The sequence below is a fragment of the Paenibacillus oryzisoli genome, assembly GCF_001653565.1.
GTDB lineage: Bacteria > Bacillota > Bacilli > Paenibacillales > NBRC-103111 > Paenibacillus_E > Paenibacillus_E oryzisoli.
Map to the genome: position 1 here is coordinate 420 of NZ_LYPB01000056.1, position 21,435 is coordinate 21,854.

Annotated in this window: 24 protein-coding genes, 1 pseudogene and 1 riboswitch; of the genes and pseudogenes, 21 read left to right on the forward strand and 4 right to left on the reverse strand. The window is 46.2% G+C overall.

The window, feature by feature from the left end:
• Positions 1-291 precede the first annotated feature (291 nt).
• Complete coding sequence (locus A8708_RS35330; protein ID WP_157264681.1) at positions 292-819, reverse strand: hypothetical protein; 528 nt, start codon at positions 817-819, stop codon at positions 292-294.
• Positions 820-955: 136 nt separating this feature from the next.
• On the opposite strand from A8708_RS35330, the gene A8708_RS11085 reads away from it, so the two are divergent.
• The 10 genes from A8708_RS11085 (at position 956) to rsmI (ending at position 8,324) form a co-directional block, all read left to right on the forward strand.
• The gene (locus tag A8708_RS11085) at positions 956-1,156 is read left to right on the forward strand and encodes a sigma factor G inhibitor Gin (protein ID WP_068663552.1); all 201 of its coding nucleotides are present in this window, start codon (positions 956-958) and stop codon (positions 1,154-1,156) included.
• Between the two features lie 116 nt (positions 1,157-1,272).
• On the forward strand, positions 1,273-2,784 hold the full coding sequence (locus tag A8708_RS11090) for an aminotransferase class I/II-fold pyridoxal phosphate-dependent enzyme (protein WP_239696638.1): 1,512 nt from the start codon (positions 1,273-1,275) through the stop codon (positions 2,782-2,784).
• Between the two features lie 22 nt (positions 2,785-2,806).
• Positions 2,807-3,463: a dTMP kinase gene (gene tmk / locus A8708_RS11095; protein ID WP_068663553.1), complete on the forward strand. Its 657-nt coding sequence runs from the start codon at positions 2,807-2,809 to the stop codon at positions 3,461-3,463.
• A gap of 45 nt (positions 3,464-3,508) precedes the next feature.
• On the forward strand, positions 3,509-3,838 hold the full coding sequence (locus A8708_RS11100; RefSeq protein ID WP_056618038.1) for a cyclic-di-AMP receptor: 330 nt from the start codon (positions 3,509-3,511) through the stop codon (positions 3,836-3,838).
• A 33-nt stretch (positions 3,839-3,871) separates the two neighbouring features.
• Positions 3,872-4,318 carry a YaaR family protein gene (locus A8708_RS11105; RefSeq protein WP_056618035.1) on the forward strand — a complete coding sequence of 149 codons (447 nt, stop codon included), beginning with the start codon at positions 3,872-3,874 and terminating at the stop codon, positions 4,316-4,318.
• Positions 4,319-4,348: 30 nt separating this feature from the next.
• Positions 4,349-5,326, forward strand: coding sequence for a DNA polymerase III subunit delta' (gene holB, locus A8708_RS11110; RefSeq protein ID WP_068663554.1), 978 nt, complete (start codon positions 4,349-4,351; stop codon positions 5,324-5,326).
• A 1-nt stretch (position 5,327) separates the two neighbouring features.
• Positions 5,328-6,131 (forward strand): PSP1 domain-containing protein, encoded by an 804-nt coding sequence (locus A8708_RS11115; RefSeq protein WP_056618027.1) that lies wholly within the window; start codon positions 5,328-5,330, stop codon positions 6,129-6,131.
• A gap of 60 nt (positions 6,132-6,191) precedes the next feature.
• Positions 6,192-6,536, forward strand: a complete 345-nt coding sequence (gene yabA / locus A8708_RS11120) for a DNA replication initiation control protein YabA (protein WP_068663601.1) — start codon at positions 6,192-6,194, stop codon at positions 6,534-6,536.
• Positions 6,537-6,608: 72 nt separating this feature from the next.
• On the forward strand, positions 6,609-7,370 hold the full coding sequence (locus A8708_RS11125) for a tRNA1(Val) (adenine(37)-N6)-methyltransferase (RefSeq protein WP_068663555.1): 762 nt from the start codon (positions 6,609-6,611) through the stop codon (positions 7,368-7,370).
• Positions 7,371-7,436: 66 nt separating this feature from the next.
• Positions 7,437-8,324, forward strand: coding sequence for a 16S rRNA (cytidine(1402)-2'-O)-methyltransferase (gene rsmI, locus A8708_RS11130; RefSeq protein ID WP_068663556.1), 888 nt, complete (start codon positions 7,437-7,439; stop codon positions 8,322-8,324).
• Between the two features lie 243 nt (positions 8,325-8,567).
• Here rsmI and A8708_RS11135 read toward each other — a convergent pair whose 3' ends face one another.
• Positions 8,568-8,822, reverse strand: coding sequence for an AbrB/MazE/SpoVT family DNA-binding domain-containing protein (locus tag A8708_RS11135; protein ID WP_028557356.1), 255 nt, complete (start codon positions 8,820-8,822; stop codon positions 8,568-8,570).
• A 376-nt stretch (positions 8,823-9,198) separates the two neighbouring features.
• Here A8708_RS11135 and A8708_RS11140 point away from each other — a divergent pair, with 376 nt between their 5' ends.
• Complete coding sequence (locus A8708_RS11140; RefSeq protein ID WP_068663557.1) at positions 9,199-10,476, forward strand: HD domain-containing protein; 1,278 nt, start codon at positions 9,199-9,201, stop codon at positions 10,474-10,476.
• A 111-nt stretch (positions 10,477-10,587) separates the two neighbouring features.
• Positions 10,588-11,355 carry a TatD family hydrolase gene (locus tag A8708_RS11145; RefSeq protein ID WP_068663558.1) on the forward strand — a complete coding sequence of 256 codons (768 nt, stop codon included), beginning with the start codon at positions 10,588-10,590 and terminating at the stop codon, positions 11,353-11,355.
• On the opposite strand, the gene A8708_RS11150 is transcribed toward A8708_RS11145, so the two are convergent.
• Together A8708_RS11150 and A8708_RS11155 are read right to left on the reverse strand one after the other, a co-directional pair.
• Complete coding sequence (locus A8708_RS11150) at positions 11,338-12,588, reverse strand: ABC transporter permease (protein WP_068663559.1); 1,251 nt, start codon at positions 12,586-12,588, stop codon at positions 11,338-11,340. The two genes, A8708_RS11145 and A8708_RS11150, sit on opposite strands and share 18 nt — an antisense overlap.
• Positions 12,585-13,328 (reverse strand): ABC transporter ATP-binding protein, encoded by a 744-nt coding sequence (locus A8708_RS11155; protein ID WP_068663560.1) that lies wholly within the window; start codon positions 13,326-13,328, stop codon positions 12,585-12,587. Before A8708_RS11155 ends, A8708_RS11150 begins: the two co-directional genes overlap by 4 nt.
• Positions 13,329-13,611: 283 nt before the next feature.
• A riboswitch (cyclic di-AMP (ydaO/yuaA leader) is annotated at positions 13,612-13,806 on the forward strand.
• Between the two features lie 286 nt (positions 13,807-14,092).
• Between A8708_RS11155 and A8708_RS11160 the strand changes: the two genes are divergently transcribed.
• The 9 genes and pseudogenes from A8708_RS11160 to A8708_RS11200 all read left to right on the forward strand — a co-directional run bounded on the left by A8708_RS11160 (position 14,093) and on the right by A8708_RS11200 (position 21,338).
• Entirely contained in the window at positions 14,093-15,232 is a 1,140-nt protein-coding gene (locus A8708_RS11160) for a 3D domain-containing protein (RefSeq protein ID WP_068663561.1), read from the forward strand.
• A gap of 119 nt (positions 15,233-15,351) precedes the next feature.
• Positions 15,352-15,885 (forward strand): ribonuclease M5, encoded by a 534-nt coding sequence (gene rnmV / locus A8708_RS11165; RefSeq protein WP_068663562.1) that lies wholly within the window; start codon positions 15,352-15,354, stop codon positions 15,883-15,885.
• A gap of 49 nt (positions 15,886-15,934) precedes the next feature.
• Complete coding sequence (gene rsmA, locus A8708_RS11170; RefSeq protein WP_068663563.1) at positions 15,935-16,843, forward strand: 16S rRNA (adenine(1518)-N(6)/adenine(1519)-N(6))-dimethyltransferase RsmA; 909 nt, start codon at positions 15,935-15,937, stop codon at positions 16,841-16,843.
• Between the two features lie 56 nt (positions 16,844-16,899).
• Positions 16,900-17,781, forward strand: coding sequence for a sporulation peptidase YabG (gene yabG, locus A8708_RS11175; protein ID WP_068663564.1), 882 nt, complete (start codon positions 16,900-16,902; stop codon positions 17,779-17,781).
• Between the two features lie 388 nt (positions 17,782-18,169).
• The gene (gene veg / locus A8708_RS11180) at positions 18,170-18,445 is read left to right on the forward strand and encodes a biofilm formation stimulator Veg (protein ID WP_068663565.1); all 276 of its coding nucleotides are present in this window, start codon (positions 18,170-18,172) and stop codon (positions 18,443-18,445) included.
• 151 nt (positions 18,446-18,596) lie between these two features.
• Positions 18,597-18,767 (forward strand): annotated as a pseudogene (locus A8708_RS35335) (small, acid-soluble spore protein, alpha/beta type); the annotation flags it as partial.
• Between the two features lie 297 nt (positions 18,768-19,064).
• Positions 19,065-19,919: a 4-(cytidine 5'-diphospho)-2-C-methyl-D-erythritol kinase gene (gene ispE / locus A8708_RS11190; protein ID WP_068663566.1), complete on the forward strand. Its 855-nt coding sequence runs from the start codon at positions 19,065-19,067 to the stop codon at positions 19,917-19,919.
• Positions 19,920-20,114: 195 nt separating this feature from the next.
• On the forward strand, positions 20,115-20,939 hold the full coding sequence (purR, locus tag A8708_RS11195) for a pur operon repressor (RefSeq protein ID WP_068663567.1): 825 nt from the start codon (positions 20,115-20,117) through the stop codon (positions 20,937-20,939).
• Between the two features lie 15 nt (positions 20,940-20,954).
• A complete protein-coding gene (locus A8708_RS11200; RefSeq protein ID WP_068663568.1) occupies positions 20,955-21,338 on the forward strand; it encodes a RidA family protein in 384 nt (127 codons plus the stop codon).
• The last annotated feature ends 97 nt before the right edge of the window (positions 21,339-21,435 follow it).

A 21,435-nucleotide genomic window follows, 5' to 3' on the forward strand; every position in this document is an offset into this window, starting at 1 on the left:
TTTAGAGAAATCTAGGTAAGGCTCTTTTTGCATTCCATCGTGAGCGTAGATCCCGATGGAACTGGAATAGCTGTAGAAACTGCAGTTAGTATCATCGATTTGAACGAAAAAAATGATTTAGCTGGAAAACTTACATCTAATATCGTTGGAACTCGCTATTTCTGACTCAGAGGTCAAATTTAACTGTACCAAATCCATCTAATTCGATATAAACGATAAATATCACAATATTAGATGGAGTTTTTCGGAGTTTTTCTAGTTAATCGCTAGAATAGGCTTACGGTGGAAAATTTACTGTACATAGCAAGATGTATCCTTACTTGATATTTTCACTAAGCCAGCCTTGCGGTAGGGTTGGAAACGGAATAGCATCCAAAGCCGCGGGAGAAGCATCCAACAGTGGAAAATCGTTAGGTGGGCAAGCCAAGTACCAGGGATCCAGGGATACATGATGAGGATCAAGGCAAGTCCGATGACAAACAGATGAAGCTGTACTTTGGTAACGAGACGAACGGACGCATTGCCCTCGGGCAAGAAGCCAGACCAGAAGATTCCCCACCGATAGGACCAACCACGCATAGCCATTCCGATGGTGAAGTGGAAATAAGCTCGAACAAGAAGCGTGTGGAAGATGAGCATAAGTGGATAACTGACTAGTAGTGGGAACAAGTGAGATGAGTCGAACTTGTACAAAAGTAGTAGAATGAGGGAAGCGTAATAGATAACTATTTTATATATCGAATGATAAAATCGCCTCATTAATGTGTAACTGTAAATCGTAGATTGTTTGGATAAATTGGATTCTTGTTTGATTGACATAAGCGAGACCTCCGCGCTGCGGTAACATGTTATGAAGGTATTATCGGCATTTCCCTTCCAAAATATGAGCATTTAGCTAGTTTAGGAGAATCGACAATCGGACATACTAGTCATAAAAGATCGTGGGGGGATCCATATGGAGGAGAATCGGTTTGGACTATGTATGATTTGTGAGCAACAGCGGGTTGGCGGGATTCATATTGTGACGGCGTTCATATGTGATGATTGTAGTAAAGAGATCGTCAAAACGAGCGTTTCTGACCAGAAATATCCGTTTTTTGTGAATCAGATGAAGAAGGCTTTTTACATGGGAAATTCGAAACAGTATATGAATTAAGAGGAGAAGCTTCTTTTACAGAAGCTTTTTTTGTTTTTTTACCGGTAATCCACTACTATAGAAGGGTAAATTAATTGAAAATTGAAAGCTAATGTAGCTGGGGGAGTTTGATCTGTGTGTGCAGCGAACATTTACATGGGGCTCGGGCCCCGTTATTTGAGGCTATGGTGGCCCACCATGCTACGAAGTCCATTAGTCTGCATGTGCCAGGTCATAAATCAGGACAAGGGCTTCTGGAAGAAGGTACAGATTTTCTACAATCGATCATGTCGATTGATTATACGGAAATAACGGGGTTGGATGATTTGCATCATCCAGAGGGTGCGATCAGGGAGGCAGAGCAGCTCGCGGCAGCATGTTTTGGCGCAGAGGAGACGTATTTTCTCGTTGGGGGGAGTACGGTTGGTAATCTAGCGATGATTGGAGCTGTCTGTCAGAGGGGGGATCTCATCCTTGTACAAAGAAATGTACATAAGTCCGTTATTCACGGGCTCATGCTTGCTGGGGCGGAGGCTGTATTCTTAGCGCCAGAGGTTGACGTTGAAACAGGCGTAGCAACAGGTTTACAGATTGAGGTTGTTAGACAAGCGATAGAGCAGTATCCTACTGCGAGAGCTTTATTTATAACGAATCCTAATTACTACGGTATCGGAACGGATTTGAAGCCTTTTGCAAAGTTGATGCATGAAACAGGAAAGCTCCTGCTAGTGGATGAAGCGCATGGTGCGCATTTCGGATTCCATGAGGAAGTGCCCGCCTCAGCTTTATCACAAGGCGCCGACGCCGTCGTGCAGTCTACACATAAGATGCTAACCGCTATGACAATGGGTGCCATGCTCCATGTGCAAGGTCCGAGGATCAACCGTAAGGCGCTTCGACAATTGTTGGCGATGCTGCAAAGTTCAAGCCCATCCTATCCAATCATGGCCTCCTTAGACTTAGCGAGAAAACGAGTACATACAGAAGGACATGCGTGGTTGGAACAAGGCCTCCATATCATGAAAGAATTCAGAGAAGAGCTACAGGCGTTAGGATGTCTTGGTGTTTATCCACGAGAGAATCAGCAATCAAGCGGCGATGGAGTCGTCGAGCCAACAGATCCTTTTAAAATAGCGATTTATGATCCCACCCATTCTTTATCTGGGACCGAGCTCAAAGCACGCTTAGAAGCAGATGGCTGCTTTGTTGAGATGACCGATGGCTATCTGGTTTTACTGGTATTTACTCCTGCTAACTCAAGGGAGGATATGCGGCGTGTAGTCCAAGTTTTAAGCAACATTTGTTTGGACATCACGAGACGTAAGCAGGAACTTCAGGCGCCTATCTCGAATATAATTAAATTACCCACCTACGAGCCCATCTCCTCTCCAATAAGGTTTGACCATCATGTCTTGTTTCAAGAGACAACGCAAATGGTTAAGATAGAGGAAGCGATTGGGAAGCGTTCAGGTGAGATGGTCATTCCTTATCCGCCAGGTATTCCTTATTTATATCGGGGTGAAGTCATAACAGCTTCTGTAGCTGAGTCACTCGTATTCTTGGCTAAACAGGGCATTAGGTTTCAAGGAACCTATTTTGGGCAGACGAACAAGTTAACTATATACACAGAGCACGAAGGGACTTCGTGAAGGCAGTAAACAGGAGGAAGACGTGAAAGGAATATTCATTACGTTTGAAGGACCGGACGGCTCCGGCAAAACAACGCAACTTAAAAAGATTGCCCAAGAGCTACAAAAGTTAGGACATGACGTGCTTGTGACAAGAGAACCGGGTGGCACCGCAATTAGCGATAAAATCCGCAGCATTATTCTCGATCCTGTGAATGAGGAGATGGTGGATCAAGCAGAGGTTTTGCTTTACGCAGCATCACGTGCGCAACATGTTCACGAGCTTATCCTTCCAGCGCTGAAAGCTGGTCGAATTGTACTTTGCGATCGCTTTATTGATGCCAGTGTAGCCTATCAATCTTATGGGCTTGGCGAAGATATCGAGATGGTGAAGCATATTTCGAAATATGCGAGCTCAGGACTGCAGGCAACTAGAACGTATATGATGGACGTTCCCGTTGAAGTCAGCTTAGAGCGATTGAATCAGCGAGCAGGTGCTACAGAGTTTACACAGCAGTTGGATCGCATTGAGCAGAAAAATGTCGATTATCACAGCAGAGTGCGGGCAGGCTTCCACCAGATTGCTGTTGATCATCCAGAACGTGTAATGATGATCGATGCGAATCGAGATGTAGAAAGCATAGCTGCGGATATATGGCAGGATTGCAAACAGTTGCTTGAGGAACATATTTCCGTATAAAGCGGAAAACCCATTCTTAGTTTATAATATAAGGAGGCATCACCTATGAAACTAGTCGTAGCCGTTGTTCAGGATAAAGACAGTAACCGTCTCTCTAACGCTTTAATTAAGGAAGGGTTTAGAGCCACGAAGTTGGCAAGTACCGGTGGGTTTTTGCGTGCTGGGAATACAACCTTTATGATTGGTACGGAAGATGATCGTGTGCAAGAGGTGATGCAGGTGATTCGAGCAAATTGTAAAATTCGCGAGCAGTTGGTGACACCAGTTTCTCCAATGGGAGGAACGACCGATTCGTACATTCCATTCCCAGTGGAAGTGCAAGTGGGTGGAGCGGCTGTTTTCGTGTTACCCGTCGAAAGATTCGAACATTTCTAAACAAACTCAGCTCTACACAAGGATGGATGCGTCTTGAAAATTAATCCGGGGCTGCAGCCCATCGGTAAGAATATTAAAGTTGGTGAGAATGTTCCTCCGCCACAGATGGCTCCGCGCAATTTCTCTGACATCATGCAACAGCACGATGAGAAGTATACGCAGGAACAATTGACCAAAATGGTACAACAAATTACACTTCAAGGCGACCGCTTGTCGAGGGGCATGACCGTTAGAGAGCTTCTGCAATATAAGCTGCTTATACGGCAGTTCCTCGAGGAAACAGCTCGTCGTGGTGTTAACTTAAGAGATACGAAGGGCTGGGATCGTCGCGGCCGTTCGAAACGATATAAGCTGTTGGAAGCTATCGATCAAGAGCTCCTCTTGTTAGCTGATGAATTATTGGAGAATGAGCAGGGGCGGATCGAAATATTGCATAGAATCGGAGAAATCCGAGGTATGTTGATTAATTTGTTATTTTAAAAATATAAGTGTGTAATGGGGCGAAAATAAATGTCCTTCCAAGCTATACCGGGACAAGCAGAGGCCAAAAGGCTGCTGCAGAACGGACTACGTCAAGACAGGCTGTCGCATGCGTATATTTTTAGCGGTCCTGTTGGAACAGGTCGATCCGAAATGGCAATGGCACTCGCCAAAGCGATCTATTGTCAGAATGGGACAGATGAAGCATGCGGCGAATGCCTAGAATGCCGTAAGGTCGAACATGGCAATCATCCTGATCTTCATATGGTCGCTCCTGAAGGCGCTTCAATTAAGATTGAACAGATTCGGGAGTTGCAGAAGGAGTTCGCCTACAGGGCAACAGCATCCGGAACGAAAATATATGTCTTGTATCATGCGGAGAAAATGACGGTGCAGGCTGCGAATAGTTTGTTGAAATTTCTTGAGGAACCGAACTCTCGAGTGGTAGCTATTCTGATTACCGAGAACGGTAACGCCTTGTTACCTACGATTCAATCGCGTGCACAGTGGATCCAATTTACACCAATGGCACGTGAGCAGATGGTTCTTACATTGTTGGAAGAAGGGCTTCCCGCGGCACTAGTACAACCTGCGGCGCATGTAACAGCAGGTTTGCAAGCGGCGAGAGATTTAATTGCAGCAAATTGGTTTGCAGAAATGAGAACCGTAATGTTACAATTAGCGAAGGAGACGCTCACACGTTTCCCTACTTCTATGATTACTGTGCAACAGCGGATTGTGAAAACAGAACTTGCGGATCATGTTTCGGATTTGTTCGACTTACTGATCCTCTGGTTTAAAGATATGGTGCAGTTGCGCCTTGAGCGCAGAGACAAGCTTGTATATAATGACCAGCTAGACTGGATGAGCTCCCTCGCGTTAAGCCGAGATGTCTCAGTCTGGGTGCGTATGATGGAGCAAGCCGTAGAATTACAAAAGCGACTGCGTTCCAATGCCAATTCTCAGCTGGTTATAGAGAAAATGCTCGTGGAGATGCAGGGGGTGTAAGATGTACTCAGTGGTTGGCGTCCGCTTTAAGAAGGCGGGTAAAATATATTATTTTGATCCCATTGATTTACCGATCGAGAAAGAAAGTGCCGTTATTGTTGAGACCGCACGCGGAGTGGAATACGGCAAGGTCGTAGTGGGCAAAAAGATCGTTAAAGAAAACGATGTGGTTCTGCCACTCAAAAAAGTTATTCGTATTGCTGATGATACGGATGCTGATTTGGTTGAAGAGAATAAAAAAGCAGCCAAAGACGCTTTCCAAACGTGTCATGATAAAATTAAAGACCATAGTCTTAAGATGAAGCTAGTGGACGTAGAGTATACCTTTGACCGCAATAAAATTATTTTTTATTTTACGGCTGAGGGGCGCGTCGATTTCCGGGAGCTTGTGAAGGATTTGGCAAGTATTTTCCGGACAAGAATCGAGCTTCGTCAAATTGGTGTGCGTGATGAAGCGAAGATGCTGGGTGGCATAGGTCCGTGTGGGCGAATTCTATGTTGTTCTTCCTTCTTAGGTGATTTCGAGCCAGTCTCCATTAAGATGGCCAAAGATCAGAATCTGTCCTTGAATCCGACTAAGATTTCAGGGTTATGCGGAAGATTAATGTGCTGCTTGAAATATGAACATGATAACTACGAAAGTGCCAAAGATTCGTTACCGACTGTTGGTCGACTAGTGATTACATCTTTTGGCAGTGGTAAAGTATTAGGGCTTAATATTAAAGAACGTACAGCAAAGGTTCAATTGTTTGATCTTGGGAAAGCGCTAGATCTACCATTCGATGATGTTGTTGAACAGGAGTAGAAGATCTGGGTTCCAAGGAGGCGCTGGCCAGTAAGCATGCATGGCACTAGAGGTGAAAGCGTGGATAAACAAGATATTTTTGGACAAATAGATGGGATTGAAGAACGAATGGGTACCACGTATGCGGAATTAGGTGCCTTGAAGAAACGGATTATTACCCTCATCGAAGAAAATAAGAGACTAAGCATAGAGAATCAGCAACTCCGTAAGCTTATCCGACAAGAGGAGACTGTGATCGAGGAGCCGACGAGAGATATGGCTGAGGAACCGGTGCAGCTACCAGGAGCCGGATATGATAATTTAACCCGTTTATACAATGAAGGATTTCATATTTGCAATGTGTATTATGGACACCTTCGGACCGAGGGAGATTGTTTGTTTTGCTTATCCTTTTTAAATAAATAAGTCGTTTGGCCGTAGGGGTGTATCCCTTACGGTTTTTTTCCATCATAAGCAATGAAGAGAAAGGAAAGACGTATGAAGCAAGTTTCCTTACAACCAACTGAACGAATTGATGATTTACTGACATATGAATTGAAAATTATCCAAAGTGATGAAGTGTTCAGCTTCTCGATGGATGCTGTACTTCTAGGGAGATTCGCTAGTTTGCCAGCCAAGGGGCGAGTTGTAGATCTATGTACAGGTAATGGCGTTGTTCCCCTATTGCTATCTACACGCACGCGAGCAGAGATATGGGGCGTTGAAATTCAGGAACGTCTGGCAGATATGGCTGTGCGCAATGCGGAGATTAATGATCTAGGGGAACGGCTGCATATGGTGCAAGGCGATTTGAAGACGATTCACAAAACGTTGGGGCATGGTCAGTTCGATGCTGTCACCGTGAATCCGCCCTATTTGCCAGTACCGAATGGGGAACAGAATAGTAATGCGCATTTTGCAGCGGCGCGTCATGAGATCCATTGCACACTGGAAGATGTGATTGCGGCATGTGCCAAGTTGGTGAAGGCTGGCGGTAAAGTGGCCATGGTGCATCGCGCTACACGCGTGGTCGATATCATCTGCCTCATGCGGCAGTATCGGATTGAACCGAAGCGAATCCGTTATGTGCATGCGCGTGCGGGTGAAGAAGCGATGATGGTGCTGATTGAAGGGATGAAGGATGGCAAGCCGGAGATTCGTACGCTGCCGCCCCTGATCGTATATACAGACAAGGAAGAGTATTGCCAAGAGCTGAAAGAGATCTACTATGGTGGACGAAGTTCGTTAGAGTTCTCGTAAGTAGGTTTAATATAAAAGTATGAGGGAAATACCGTACGATCATACAAAGTGAAGAGGGATTGAACTGTGAGTGTAACGATACAGAAAAGCTACAGCGAGGATGCGAGCGGGATAGGCACGCTATACCTGGTTGCCACGCCCATCGGCAACCTTGAAGATATGACCTTCCGAGCGATCCGCACGCTGAAGGAAGTGAGCCTGATTGCCGCGGAAGACACGCGGCAAACGCGCAAGCTGCTGACCCACTTCGAAGTCGCGACGCGACTGGTCAGCTATCACGAGCACAACAAGGGAGCAAGCGGCCCGGAGCTGGTACGCTTGCTCCTTGAAGGGCAGAGCATCGCGCTAGTCAGCGATGCCGGTCTGCCGGCCATTTCCGACCCAGGTTATGACCTGGTGAGGATGGCCGTTGACCAGGGCGTGCCGGTGGTGCCCATCCCCGGCGCCAATGCGGCGCTGTCGGCGCTGATCGCGTCAGGCCTGCCGACAGAACGATTCGCCTTCGTCGGATTTCTCCCCAGGGAGAAAAAGGACGGGACGAAGTTGCTTGAAGGGCTGCAGCATGTGCAAGACACATTGCTGTTCTATGAATCGCCGCACCGCGTTGAGAAAACACTTCTGCGCATGGCGGAAGTGTGGGGAGCGGAGCGCCGGGTTTGCCTCGCCCGCGAGTTGACGAAGCGGTACGAGGAATTTGTGCGCGGCACGATCGCAGAGTGCCTCGCGCATCTAGAGCAGTACCCGCCGCAGGGCGAGTACTGCGTGATCGCCGAAGGCGCCTCCGACGCGGCCGTGCAAGAAGCGGCCGATGGATGGTGGGAGGCGAAGTCGCTTGGCGAGCACGTTGCCCACTACGAGGATCGCGGGATTGATCGCAAGGATGCGCTGAAGCTGGTTGCGACGGATCGAGGATTATCGAAGCGCGATGTATATAATGCATTGCTTGAGCGCTAAAATGCTAAGGAAGAGTTATCACAGCAAAGGGCCCTCTCCTAGGGCCCAATCCTTCTACTACATATATACTTACAAATTCATTCACGCACAATTGGAATAAGAACCCTTGTGTCTTCTAAGGTCTATACAAAAAAAGATCTCTAACCCGTGGCCGAAGCCAACAAAGTTAGAGATGAAAGGAGATATGAAAAAGGTTAGAATTACCAATAGGATAAGTGCTACTTCTATTATATACTACTTTTCTTATTTTGTCACAGGTGTTGGCATTTCTGCTAAACAAATATGACAAACAATTTTTCCCTTAAAGTACGATACATTCTCCGCATTGCCACAGAAGATACAAGCAGGCTCATATTTCTTCAGCATGATGCGCTCGCCGTCTACATATATTTCCAAAGCGTCTTTCTCGCCAATACCCAACGTGCGACGCAACTCGATAGGAATAACAACGCGTCCTAGTTCGTCCACTTTTCTAACAATTCCGGTAGATTTCATCATATATATAAAACCCCTTTCGATTTTATCAATTTTTTATCAATATCGTCATGTTTCGACATTTGCTTATGACTTATGATACCAACGATTCCCAAAATAGTCAACCATATTTTCACTGAAAACCAGCAGTTTCATCTCTATTCTGAATAATTATGTAAAGCGGTAAAAAACGGTGATGTCCCTATTTACAAGGGTTGTAAGGATTATATTACGATCATTTCAAATACCTATTGCATAAGAAGTGCTAGGAAATCAGCGATGAAGCTCTGAATAAATTGGAATTTGCAATTCGACAATCTTCGACATATCTAAAGGGTTCATGTCGAACATGTCGAAAGTATTAACCATATAAAACCATATCAAGGGAGGTTGGAGCTGTATGAATGAAGAGAAAGTATTTAAAGATCCCGTCCACAAATATATTTATGTGCAAGACAATACGATTTGGGATTTAATCAATACCCGTGAGTTTCAACGCTTGCGCCGTATTCGGCAATTAGGTACGTCCTATTTGACTTTTCATGGAGCAGAACATAGTCGGTTCTCCCACTCGCTTGGGGTCTATGAAATTACGCGGAAAATTATTTCGCAATTCGAACGCAATCACTATGAGGATTGGCCGAAGGAAGAGCGGCTTTTATGTCTGTGCGCTGCATTGCTGCATGATTTGGGACATGGTCCGTTCTCACATTCGCTTGAGAAAGCTTTTGGCACAAGGCACGAAGACTGGTCCTGCCGTATCGTGTTGGGGGATACTGAAGTGAACGAAGTGCTGCGCCGTGTCTCGCCGGATTTCCCAAAGAAGGTTGCAGGAGTCATCTGTAAATCCTATAGCGAAGAGATTGTCGTCAGCCTGGTTTCCAGTCAGTTGGACGCGGACCGTATGGATTATTTACTGCGCGATGCGTATTTTACAGGAGTTAACTATGGTACATTCGATCTGGAACGAATTCTTCGTGTGATAAGGCCTTACAAGGGGCATATTGTTGTCAAAGAAAGCGGCATGCATGCGGTTGAGGATTATCTTATGTCGCGCTATCAGATGTATTGGCAAGTTTATTTTCATCCCGTTACGAGAAGTGCAGAAATTCTTCTGCATAAAGTATTCGCGCGAGCGAAACATTTGTATGAGGAAGGCTACGCGTTCGGATTTATGGTTGAGCCAATTCTTCATCTCATTCAGAATCAAATCTCCTTAGAGGATTATTTGTTATTGGATGAGTCGGTGATGCAAACGATGCTGACCTTTTGGAGCCAAGAGAAAGATGATATGCTGAGAGATATGTGCAAACGATTCTTGGATCGTAAATTGTACAAGTACAGTACTTTTGATGGTGATCAGGAGCAACTCATTCAGCGCATGGAGAAAGCAATGAGAGAAGTTGGCTTCGATCCGACGTACTATATGGAGATCGATTTCCCTTCGAATCAATCCTATGACGTGTATAGAGCTGGCGAGAATGATGATAATTTGCCAATTCTTTTGCTGGATCATAAAGAGACTTTAACTGAAATTACACATCGTTCCGAAATTGTACAGTCAATTAGTGGCTTCCAGATGGGCAAGCATCATGTGTACTATCCAGAGGAGTTCCTTGAGCGGTTGAATGCGGAGGAGTATCCGGAAGTTTGGGAGATGCTGGGGGAGCAAGAATAAGCAGGAATAGTAGCAATAAGAAGCAGGAATAGTAGCAATAAGAAGCTATAAGAAGCTATGAGCAAAAAAGAAGAACTAACATTCATATACCGTTACATAAGGAGAACGAACATGCTAACAGATTCACACACACATTTAAATGCGGAGCAATTCAAAGAAGATCAAGATGAAGTCATTCAGCGGGCGTTAGAGGCCGGGGTTACGAGGATTGTGAACGTTGGCTTTAATCGAGAAACCATTCCTAGCTCAATTGAGCTAGCTGAGAAGTACGACTGGATTTATACGACGGTTGGCTGGCATCCAGTAGATGCGATTGATATGATGCCTGGTGATTTGGAATGGATTGAGTCCTTGTGCCAGCATGAGAAGGTGGTTGCGATTGGAGAGATTGGTCTGGATTATTACTGGGACAAGTCGCCAAGAGATGTTCAGCAGCGAGTTTTCCGGGAGCAAATTCGGTTAGCACGTAAACTAGGGATGCCGATTGTGATTCATAATCGAGATGCGCATCAGGATATTCTAACGATTCTTAAAGAAGAGAAGGCGGCAGAGGTCGGAGGGATCATGCATTGTTTCTCGGGTAGTTGGGAGACAGCGAAGCAGTGTCTGGATATGAATTTCCATATTTCTTTTGGAGGGCCTGTGACGTTTAAAAATGCGGTGCAACCGAAAGAGGTGTTGGCGCAGGTTCCGCTCGATCGATTGTTAATCGAAACGGATGCGCCATACTTGACGCCGCACCCTTTCCGCGGTAAACGCAACGAAACGGGGTACGTTCGCTTAGTTGCCGAGACTGCCGCGGAAATTCGGGGTATGACACTGGAAGAAATAGCTGAGATTACAACCAACAATGCGATTCGGTTACTCGGCCTCAAGTAGGGCGTTCTTCTTGAACTTCCGGCGTAAGACAACGCCGCATGCGAAAGAAATGAAGGCAAGACTGAGTAAAGGGACTACAAGATACTGGATAGGGATTCCTATCATAAATGGAATCGATAAGACGACAAGCTCCACTAAGAGGGTTAGCCAGATGATAAAGGCTAGCGAGCCTGCTCTAGTTTGAGGTTCCAATGGATACATGGTGAGCCAAAACGTGTATCGATGTGCTCGCTCTAATGAAGTAAGTTGAATCATCGAGATTACTAATGCGATGAGTAGAATGACGCTTCGTGCAGTGGTGGAGTCCGCAACAGCTAGGGCTAAGATGCCGATTACAGTCAGACGGAGCACAATGGCGAACATCTCGGTGCGCAGCAATGTCTTCATATATAAATAAAGAAACGCAGAATCCTGTCGAAATGGGATGGTTCGGGTAACCCCGCTAATCCATCCTCGGCGGGCTATTCGTGTTGGTAACTGAGGCACATCCACGAACCAATTGAAGAAGGCGTAGAGTCTGGCTTGTTGCTGTTTCTCTTTGGCGATCAGATGGTCCCATCCGATCACATATTTACCCGCGAATCGGAATGCAATCAGCCAAACGAATACAAGCACTATCGCAGCCAGGCTTGCCCATAAGCTACTGTAGTGAAATTGGATTGTAACTAAGACAAGGGATGCCACCCATCGAAAACAAACAGATACGAATCGAGTGCGTTCAGTGGCAAATCTTCCTTCCTGCCAATGGGCTAATAGGTTCGCTATCTTTAATAGAAGCAATAGAGCGAAAATGAGAAGAAATGGCTGAGCTTCGGTGCCTAGACAGTGTCTATATAAGGGCGTTACGGCAACCCAACCCAGTAATAAACGCCCGCTCTGAAGTGATAGACTGTACAGAAAGCTGCTTCGGAAATAGGCACCCATTTCGTGTTCGATTCGCAATAGAAACATGCGATCAGCACTGCGAATCAACGTACGAATGGAGCTTGAAGCAACGAGTGGAACGAGCACGAGTAACACGATCCATAGATACGGATAATCTGTCGGAAGACGCTGTAATGTTTTTGCATAATAATAGGAAGAAACGATGACAAGAAACAACAAGAAGCCGATAAAATTACTGCGTGCGGCATACTGCCAATACCCCATGGATTCCTTCATATAATGTTGGAAACGCTGCTTCCATAATGCATGTGTGTTAAATGTAGATGTACGATCTGTTAATTGACTCATGCGAGGTCTCCTTGAACAAGCTTGTAGAAGATGTCGTCTAATGACGCCTGAGGCAGGGCCGTTTGGGAGCGTAATTCGACTAAATCTCCCTGTGCAACCATGTGGCCTTTGTGGAGAACGACATAAGCATCGCAATATTTTTCAATTGTAGACAAAATGTGTGAGGAAATGAGAAAGGACGCTCCTTTCTTCTTCATTTGAACCATGAGATCAAGCAAGGAACGAATTGCTAAAGGGTCGAGTCCGAGAAACGGTTCATCTATAATATAGAGAGAGGGTTCGATCAAGAAGGCATTCATGATCATGACCTTCTGTTTCATCCCTTTGGACAAATGACTAGCGAAGCTATTCAGTTTATCTTTCATTTGAAATTGCTCCAATAAGTAGCGAGAACGGGCTTCATAATCCGCTTTAGATAAACCGTAAGCTAACGCTGTTAGCTCGAGGTGTTCGCGAATCGTAAGTTCTTCGTACAGCTCCGGACTTTCGGGCACATAAGCATATGTCGCTCGGTAAGGCAGCGGATTTTCGGCTAGCGTTAACCCATTAATGCGAATTGACCCTTTTTGCGGTTGGAGCAGCCCGAGAATATTTTTGATGGTGGTACTTTTCCCTGCACCATTAAGTCCGATTAGACCCATCATTTCACCTTGGCCGATGGAGAAAGTAAGGTTATGAAGAACGGGTTTGTTGGGTAAATAACCACCGAATAAAGCGTTTACTTGCAGGATGGGGCCCATCACAATTGCCTCCCTAAATAGCAAATTATTGGTATTTTTCAATCAAATACTTCCAGAATCATTATAAACAAAATTGCATTTTTAGCCTAGTTTTGATCATTATATACTAAAAAATCGAGTATACGTACGTTAAAGTTAGACACATGCAGATATAAGTGGGTTATATGTGAAAAATAATCGAAATTTAGTCGATTTAGCCCTTTTTAACGGGTGTTAATCCCTTTACAGGTTGAGATTAACAGCGTAATATACTTTTCATAATAACTTAATATCCAATTTGCCAATTTTCCATTCGCTGAGTTCCAAATGTGGGAACGGGGGAACCACTGCAAGCTTAATGAGCATTCAAATGCCGGTTAAGTAAGCAGAGAGTAATAGGGGTGAATCATAGACGTCAAACAAGCAGTTTGCGTCTACGTAGGGCGACTCTCACGTCCGAATCCGTCAGCTAACCTCGTAAGCGTAAGAGAGGTAACGATTGTCGTGCGTGCTATTTGTATTTCACTATGCAAACTAAGCCAGCGAGAAGAGTCCTCTTCTTGCTGGCTTTTTGTCCACATTTAGGGTCCTACACAGATCATATGACATAAAACAACCCGGAAATCATAGGATGATGAATAGGTAAAAGGGGGGACGACCAGATTCAGCAAGGCAACAAGGCTGATGATGGCGAGTGTGTTAAGTTAAACTATAAAAAACCTTAGTCGCGTCAAATTTAATCATGCTGTAACCTGGCGGCGAGGCTTTGAAGGAGGACCGAAGAAGTGGGCAGTATCTCAATTAGCGAGACCCATGTAAAACGATCATCCAGCATGTCCTTCGCATTGCGATGGAAGCATGAAAACTTGCGTTTGATTTTAAGCCTGGCTATAATCTCAATCGCAATGACTTTCATGTTTTTGGTGTTGTTGTACGGAACGGCTACCAAGAGCGTATCCGTGGTTGTGAATGGACAAGAAACCGTTGTGCACACGAAGCAATGGGTCCTGCAACGCCTACTGGATGAACAAGCCATAAAGATTGGTGAGCACGATGAAATTTCAGCTTCACTCACGACCAAGCTCAAGGGTGGAGACAAAATTGTTATTGAGCATGCATCACCGATTCAATTGACTGCTGATGGAAAGACCACCACTGTTTACACAACTGCAAGAACGGTAGAAAGTGCATTGCAACGTTTACATATTGCACTTGGTGAGAATGATCGTATTTCTCCCGAACCGACAGCCGCTCTTAGCACAGGCGATGAAATTAAAATCGTCCGTGTGACCAAAGAGACGGAGGAAGTCTCTGAATCGATCGCATTCGAGACAGAGAAAAAGAATGACGCGTCTATGCTTAAAGGGAAAGAGCAAGTGGTCCAAGAAGGCAAAGAAGGCGTATTGGTCAAAAAGAAAGAAAAGACTTTCGAGGACGGTGTTTTAGTCGCGGAAGCAGTTGTGGGTGAAGAAGTACAAACAGAAAGCGTTAAGAAAGTAGTCTCCGTAGGCACGAAGAACCCTGTGGTTGTTCTCTCCGCCTCTTCACCGAGTGTGGATGAGGTTTCCAAGAACGGTGTGACCTTTGGCTACAAACAAATTCTCAAGAACGTGAAGCTTACGGCTTATTCAGCTGGTGTTGCTTCGACAGGTAAGACGGAGGGCTCTGCGGGTTATGGTAAAACCTACACAGGTACTACTGTAACTGAAGGGCGTACGATTGCTGTGGATCCGAAGGTTATTCCGCTAGGATGGTGGGTGTACATCGAAGGGATTGGTTTCCGTCGTGCTGAAGATATTGGCAGCGGCGTGAAAGGCCAAATGATCGATGTGTACTATGAAGATCACGGTTATGCAAATAAATTTGGCACGAAGCAAGGGTACACTGTATATGTGGTTGGCCCTACAAAACCGTCCCAGAACTAACGTGTAAACGGTAGTTTTGGCGGGAACACTACTAACATACACGTAGCTTGGCATCTGCCTGCGCGAAAGAAGAGGAGACCCCTCTTCTTTTTCTGCGTACTGAGGAAGGAAACGCATCAATGATAAAAGAAATGATCGTTGTGGAAGGCAAGGACGATACAGCGGCCATTAGGCGGGCTGTGCAGGCGGATACGATTGAAACAGGCGGCTCCGCCATTGGACAAGCCGTGCTCAAACGGATTGCGCTTGCGCAGCAGCGCAGAGGCGTCATTATCTTCACAGATCCCGATCACGCAGGTGAGCGGATTCGCAAAATCGTGGCAGCCAAGGTACCTGGCTGCAAGCATGCTTTCATTACGCAGGAGCAAGCTGCGTATAAGGGCGATATCGGCGTCGAGAACGCGACGCCAGAGACGATACGTCAGGCGCTTCAGAGCCTGAGGACGGAATATGACGCAGCAGTTTCGCTGCTGACGATGGAGGATTTGATTGCTGCCGGGCTCATCGTGCATCCGGATGCGGCAGCTCGCCGCTTGACGGTAGGTAATGCGCTGGGCATTGGTTATTGCAATGGTAAGCAATTCTATAAACGTTGTGCGATGTTTCAGATTTCAAGAGAGGAATTTGAGGCGGCGCTCGAACATTTGAACTAGTAGAATTCTTGGAGTGACTAGAACCCTAAATAGATACGAGGTCTATACGATGAATATAACCAGACAAGAGGTTGTTGTAACAGCCGAAGACGTCGCAACACCAAGTAAAACGAAACAAATTATTAAGAAAAATGGACTGGTGCTCAAAAAAAGCTTAGGCCAGAACTTCTTAATCGATCAAAACATCCTAAGCAAGATCGTTATGGCCGCTGAGCTCGGCCCTACGAAGGCTGCGCTTGAGATCGGCCCCGGCATCGGCGCGCTCACACAGCAGCTAGCCAAGCTCGCTGGCCGCGTGCTGGCGGTCGAGATCGATCAGCGTCTCCTGCCCATTCTGGACGAGACGCTGGCGCCTTACCCCCATGCTACTGTCGTTCATGGGGATATCTTGAAAACCAACCTGCCGGAGTTGTTCCGGCAGCATTTCGAAGGCATGGAAGGCGTCAGCGTTGTCGCCAACCTGCCGTACTACATCACGACGCCGATCATCATGAAGCTTCTCGAAGAGAAGCTTCCCTTGGAGAATATCGTCGTGATGATCCAGAAAGAAGTGGCCGACCGCATGGCGGCTCGTCCGGGCACCAAGGACTACGGCAGCCTTAGCATCGCCGTACAGTTCTACTGCGAGCCGGAGCTCGTCACGATCGTGCCGCGTACCGTCTTCGTGCCGCAGCCGAACGTCGATTCCGCCGTCATCCGGCTGCGCGTGCGTCAAGCGCCGCCAGTTGAAGTGGCGGACGTAGATTTCTTCTTCGCTGTCGTCCAAGCATCCTTCGTTCAGCGTCGCAAAACCCTCTATAACAACCTCGCGGCGAGGTTCTTTACGAAAGAGAATAAGCCTGAGCTGGAAGCGTTGCTGCATGGCATTCAGATCGAGCCTTCACGCCGAGGTGAAACACTCAGCATGGAGGAGTTCGCACGCTTGTCCACGGCGCTTCGTGCGCACGGCTGCAAATAAACCCGCACCAAATGCCTAGTCTCGCCATAGGATACCCTTAGGAGGGGATTTGTGCGATGAGGCAAGGTGATTTTGTTACCCGTATTTCCTATGGCGGCGACGTCGTGTTTAAAATTGAACGAATTGAGCATCTCAAGGCCATTCTGAGGGGTGTCGATGTTCGGTTGCTTGCAGATGCGCCGCTCACGGATCTGACAAAAGCGAATCCTAAGGAGACCTTAGATCATCCGCGGTCAAGCTCGCCTGAATTTCGTGAGTCGCTGCGTCGACTAGCGGTGTCCCAAGTGCAGTTGCAGGAGAAGAATCAAATAGCCGTCAATCATAAACAAAAGTCACAACCAGGTCATAACAGCTATTTCGAAGTGCCAGGAAGAGTTCTACACTTGGATGGCGATCCGAGCTATCTTCGCAAAAGTATGCAGCTCTACGGAGAATTACGCATTCCGGCAGAAGGTTTCTTCATTCCTGAGGCGCAAATGGCGGAAGCGCTGCAAAGATTGCTTCCTCAATATAAACCGGACATTGTCGTCATTACGGGGCATGATGGTATTTTGAAAAATCGACAAAGTGTGAGCCCGAACAATCTGTCGAGTTATAAGAATTCGCAGAATTTCGTGAATGCAGTTCGGGTAGCCCGACAATATGAGAGGAACCGGGATTCCTTAATTATCGTAGCGGGGGCTTGTCAGTCACATTTTGAAGCTTTATTGCGAGCTGGAGCTAATTTCGCCAGTTCGCCTGCGCGCATCCTTATTCATGCCTTAGATCCCCTATGCATTGCTGCTAAGCTGTCCTACACGCCGACAAGAGAAACGATTTCGATGTTGGATATTATGGATTTGACGGTGACAGGTTTAGAGGGGCTAGGCGGGGTGGAGACGCGCGGCAGTTATCGGATGGGCGTTCCTGGTATTCAGCATACAGAAGAGTCTGTATAGCTGAATAAAGCCCTCTAGAGGACGAATAAGGCCTGTATTCATTTGCGTGGATGGGGTCTGCCTAAATGGTAAGATCCAAGTAGACACTTTTTGTCATGAACTCCGGATGGTGCGGAGGATGACGGAGAGTGTTCTTTTTTTATTTGCGGGAGGGTAATGTTCGCTTTGTTAGCGTCATTTTCATAAGTTGAAGGGGAGAAGTTTCTCCTTAACTGGAAAAGTGTGAATAATTTGCGAACATTGGTGACAACCTGTAGGGAGAGGAAATCCCAAAAGCTATAAAAATGCCGTTGACAACGGGATTATGGTGCTGATATAATATTTGACCTCATTTGACATGGTGGGGTGAATGGGTTATAATTGACAAGGAAAGAGGTGGTAGTTGACAATGGCAAAAAATGCGCTATTGGAAATCAAACGCAGTTTGGAGCCCCATGTTGGGCGGAAGATCATGTTGAGAGCGAATGGTGGCCGTCGTAAGACTGTCGAGCGTTCCGGTGTTTTAGAAGAAACCTACCCTTCTGTGTTTATTGTGAAATTAGATCAAGAATCCCACGCCTTCAAACGAGTGTCATACAGCTACGCCGATATCCTAACCGAGTCCGTCGAAGTTACCGTATGCAATGACGATGGCCAGGTTCGCATCACTTATATACAGCATTAGCTTATAGCGTTCCGATATTAGACAGGCCTATTGGCCTGTTTTTGCTTTGTATCTATCCTCATTACCAGGGCATACTAATCGAAATCGTCATCAATCACTGCTTATGATGGTTGCAGCGTTTATTATGCGCAAATGATAAGGAGGGTTCGGTATGAGTCGAAGAAGAAGTGTGATGTCAGAGAGTTTCAAATATGAGTTAGCGAAGGACCTTGGTTTCTACGATGTTGTACAGCGAGAAGGCTGGTCAGGAATTCGGACGAAGGATGCAGGGAACATGGTGAAACGTGCAATTCAAATTGCGGAGGAGCATTTGGCCAAACAATACGTTCCGGCTCCGAACAATGTGAATGCGGGTACGTCTAACTATCGTCAGACAACAGCTAATCAACCGGCATTTAACGGACAGGGTTATACGAGCTACACGTCGTCGCCAACAAGCCATCATCAGCAACAAACTGGCCCTATGAATTATCAGTCGTCAGGTGGTTACCAGCAGCCTTATCCGCAGTCTGGACAAGGGCCGCAACGCCCGTATTACAGCTAAAGCAATTGCTTTAGCTTTTTTTTTATGCTTTTGTTATAATATCGGGGTGGCTAACGAGCAAAAGAAGGTGATCGGATGAAGATTTTTGAGAAAGCACCGGCTAAAATTAATTTGTCTCTAGATGTTTTACATAAAAGACCAGACGGTTACCATGAAGTTGAGATGGTTATGACGATGGTGGATCTGGCGGATCGGATCGAAATGCAGGAGATGGCACGTGACACGATCATCATATCGAGTCAGGCGGGGTATATTCCGCTCGATGAGAAGAATCTAGCCTTTCAGGCTGCACGTCTTATTAAAGACCGCTATGACGTCAAACAGGGCGTTTATATTCATCTGGACAAGCGGATACCTGTGGCTGCAGGATTGGCAGGCGGGAGCAGTGACGCAGCGGCTACGCTGAGAGGCCTTAACCGCCTCTGGAACCTGAATATCTCCAATGAGGAGCTTCAAGTGCTCGGCGCAGAGCTTGGCTCGGATGTGCCTTTCTGTGTGACGGGAGGGACTGCGCTTGCAACGGGGCGTGGCGAGAAGCTGGAACATATCTCAGCCCCGCCTCAGTGCTGGGTTGTCTTAGCGAAACCGCCTATTAATGTGTCAACCTCTGAGATCTACGGCAAGCTGAGGGCGCGCGATATTAAACATCATCCTTCTACAGCGGGTGTATTAAGTGCAATACGGGACAAGCAGTTCGATCGTTTGTGCGATAATCTAGGCAATGTGCTGGAGGAAGTGACCTTGGATCTATATCCGGAGGTCAGACATCTGAAGGAATGCATGCAGCGCTTAGGTGCAGACGGTGTATTGATGTCAGGCAGTGGTCCAACTGTCTTTGGCCTTGTTTCCAAGGAAGCGAAAGTGGCGCGCATTTATAACGGACTGCGAGGCTTTTGCAAGGATGTTTATGCCGTGCGCATGCTGACCTAAAGAAGCTTGGTGGAGCCCCGTATTGGGGCTCTTTTTCATGTAATGGGGCATAATGGTTAGAGTCGTGTCTAAATAATAAACTGTGTTATGTTTGTGTGAGGTTTGTGTTAACATATTTTTCATGGTTTGCTTGAACAAATACGTATAAAAGTGGTATATTTTCATTATAATATTCGGATTTTGGGGGGTAGTGCGATGAAAAAGTTGAAAAGGAGCGCTAGGCTGGTAGAAATGACACAATATTTGTTATTTCGCCCCCACTCGTTAATCCCTTTAACGACTTTTGCCGAGCGTTACAACTCCGCAAAATCTTCCATAAGCGAAGATCTTGCCATCATCAAGGAAGTTTTTGAAGAAGAAGGATTAGGCGAACTGAATACGCTGGCCGGAGCAGCCGGAGGCGTGAAATTTTCACCGAAAGTACCGAAAGACATATCCCTGAAGTTTATCCAGAACCTATGTTTGCAACTTCAACAACCCGAACGAATTCTTCCGGGTGGATACTTGTATATGTCAGATATCATGGGACAACCCCAGTATTTGAACGAAATTGGCAAAACCTTTGCATCCGCTTTCGCTGGACGCGACGTGGACGTGATTATGACCGTTGAAACCAAAGGGATTCCGCTCGCTTATGCGACGGCTACCTATATGAATCTGCCTGTTGTTATCGTGCGAAGAGACAGCCGAGTGACAGAAGGCTCAGCCGTTAGCATTAATTATGTGTCGGGCTCCAACAAACGGATCCAGACGATGTCGCTTGCAAGACGCGCACTGAAGGAAGAATCCAAGGTCTTGATCATCGATGACTTCATGCATGTTGGCGGAACGATTCATGGCATGATGGACCTGTTAGCTGAATTTAAAGCAACGGTGCAAGGTGTTGGCGTATTCATGGAGTCCTGTGAAGCCGAGGAGCAGTTGGTGGATAATTACGTATCACTAGCTCGGTTGTATGGCGTAGACTCCAAGACGAAACAAATTACGGTAGAGCCTGGCAACTATTTTGATTCGAAATAAAGGAGATTTCTAAAAATGGAGCTCATTTCAACTACAGCAGCACCAGCTGCTATCGGACCTTACTCACAAGCGGTTAAACTGGGGAACCTGTTGTTTACTTCCGGACAAATCCCGTTAGGCTTAGATGGTCAAATCGTCGAGGGCGGGATTAAGGAACAGGCTGTTCAAGTTTTTGAAAATTTGAAGGGCGTGCTTGAAGCAGCAGGCTCATCCCTTGGGCAAGTTGTGAAAGCGACTGTCTTCTTGAAGGATATGAACCAATTCGGCGAGCTGAATGAGATCTACGCTACCTACTTCGGAGATCATAAACCTGCTAGATCTACCGTTGAAGTTGCAAGATTGCCACGCGATGTTTTTGTCGAAATTGAACTAATTGCTGTGATTCCTGTCGAAATTTAACATAAACATTAAGAACACATTAAATTATCAAAAATTTCAAAAAAATAAGAAGGAATTTGCATGGATATGTTGAATATATCACCCAAGTCTCAGAGAT